This window comes from Pseudomonas sp. BRM28 (genome assembly GCF_002939405.1).
GTDB classification, from domain to species: domain Bacteria; phylum Pseudomonadota; class Gammaproteobacteria; order Pseudomonadales; family Pseudomonadaceae; genus Aquipseudomonas; species Aquipseudomonas palmensis.
Map to the genome: position 1 here is coordinate 1 of NZ_PEFV01000002.1, position 2,038 is coordinate 2,038.

The 2,038-nt window shown below is 68.9% G+C and carries 1 protein-coding gene and 1 pseudogene; both read left to right on the forward strand.

Annotation, left to right across the window (positions count from 1 at the left end):
- Positions 1 to 115 (forward strand): annotated as a pseudogene (locus CR917_RS28330) (hypothetical protein); the annotation flags it as partial.
- 225 nt (positions 116 to 340) lie between these two features.
- The coding region (tssI, locus tag CR917_RS27890; protein ID WP_371920466.1) for a type VI secretion system tip protein TssI/VgrG at positions 341 to 2,038 on the forward strand (1,698 nt) is incomplete at its 3' end.

Sequence of the window (2,038 nt, forward strand, 5' to 3'; positions counted from 1 at the left end):
GGCCGAGGGCCGCAGCGACCAGCCGAGCCTGGTCAGCGGGCATTTTCTGAGCCTGACCGAGCACGCCAACCCGGCCTGGAACGACCTGTGGTTGCTCACCGAAGTGCTGCATGAAGGCAAGCAGCCGNGCCAACCCGGCCTGGAACGACCTGTGGTTGCTCACCGAAGTGCTGCATGAAGGCAAGCAGCCGCAGGTGCTCGAGGAGGTGATCAGCAGCGACGTCACCGACCTCAAGGATGACTTCCACCAGGGCTATCGCAACCGCTTCTGCGCCACGCCGTGGGACGTGCCCTACCGTCCGCCGCTGAGGNAGGCAAGCAGCCGCAGGTGCTCGAGGAGGTGATCAGCAGCGACGTCACCGACCTCAAGGACGACTTTCACCAGGGCTATCGCAACCGCTTCTACGCCACGCCGTGGGACGTGCCGTACCGTCCGCCGCTGAGGCATCCCAAGCCCAAAGTGCTGGGTGCGCAACGTGCTGTAGTGACCGGCCCGGAAGGCGAAGAGATCTATTGCGACGAGTACGGCCGGGTCAAGGTGCAGTTCTTCTGGGACCGCGAAGGCCAGTCGGACGACAAGACCACCTGCTGGATGCGCGTGGCCTCCAACTGGGCCAGCCAGAGCAGCTTCGGCGCCATCTCGCTGCCGCGTATCGGCATGGAGGTGCTGATCACCTTTCTGGAAGGCGACCCCGACCAGCCGCTGATCACCGGTTGCCTGTACCACGGCGCCAACCTGCCGCCGTACCGGTTGCCGGACTTCAAGACCCTGGCCACGGTCAAGAGCAAGGAATACAAGGGCAGCCGCAGCAACGAGCTGCGCATCGACGACACCACCAGCGAGATCAGCATCGCGTTGCGCAGCGACCACGGCGCCAGCGCGATCAACCTGGGCTACCTGACCCATCCGCGCCCCTCGGGCGGCCAGCCGCGGGGGGAGGGTTTCGAACTGCGCACCGACCGGCATGGGGCAGTGCGCGCGGCGGCGGGCCTGCTGCTGACCACCGAGCCGCGCCATCACGAAGCCAAGCACCACNTGCGCAGCGACCACGGCGCCAGCGCGATCAACCTGGGCTACCTGACCCACCCGCGCCCCTCGGGCGGCCAGCCGCGCGGTGAGGGTTTCGAATTGCGCACCGACCGACATGGCGCCGTGCGCGCGGCGGCGGGCCTGCTGCTGACCACCGAGCCGCGCCATCACGAAGCCAAGCACCACAAGGACCTGCCCGAGACCGCCGAACGCCTGGCTACTGCCAGCGAGCAGCAGGACGGCTTCGGCCAGCAGGCACGCGAGGTGCAGGCGCAGGAGGCGGGCGACCAGGACGAGGTGGCCAAGGCCCTGCATGCCCAGCACCAGGGCATTATCGGCAGCGGCCCGACCAACCAGAGCGCCAACGAGTTTCCCGAGTTCAGCGAACCGCACCTGGTGCTGGCCAGCCCGGCGGGCATCGCCCTGACCACGCCGCGCTCGACGCATGTCGCGACCGGTGAACACCTGGCGTTGAGCAGCACCGGGCATACGAGCCTNAACCTGGGCTACCTGACCCACCCGCGCCCCTCGGGCGGCCAGCCGCGCGGTGAGGGTTTCGAACTGCGCACCGACCGGCATGGGGCGATCCGCGCGGCGGCGGGCCTGCTGCTGACCACCGAGCCGCGCCATCACGAAGCCAAGCACCACAAGGACCTGCCCGAGACCGCCGAACGCCTGGCCACCGCCAGCGAGCAGCAGGACGGCTTCGGCCAGCAGGCGCGCGAGGTGCAGGCGCAGGATTCGGGCGATCAGGACGAGGTGGCCAAGGCCCTGCATGCGCAGCACCAGGGCATCGTCGGCAGCNGCCCGAGACCGCCGAACGCCTGGCTACTGCCAGCGAGCAGCAGGACGGCTTCGGCCAGCAGGCGCGCGAGGTGCAGGCGCAGGAGTCGGGCGATCAGGACGAGGTGGCCAAGGCCCTGCATGCGCAGCACCAGGGCATCGTCGGCAGCGGCCCGACCAACCAGAGCGCCAACGAGTTTCCCGAGTTCAGCGAACCGCACCTGG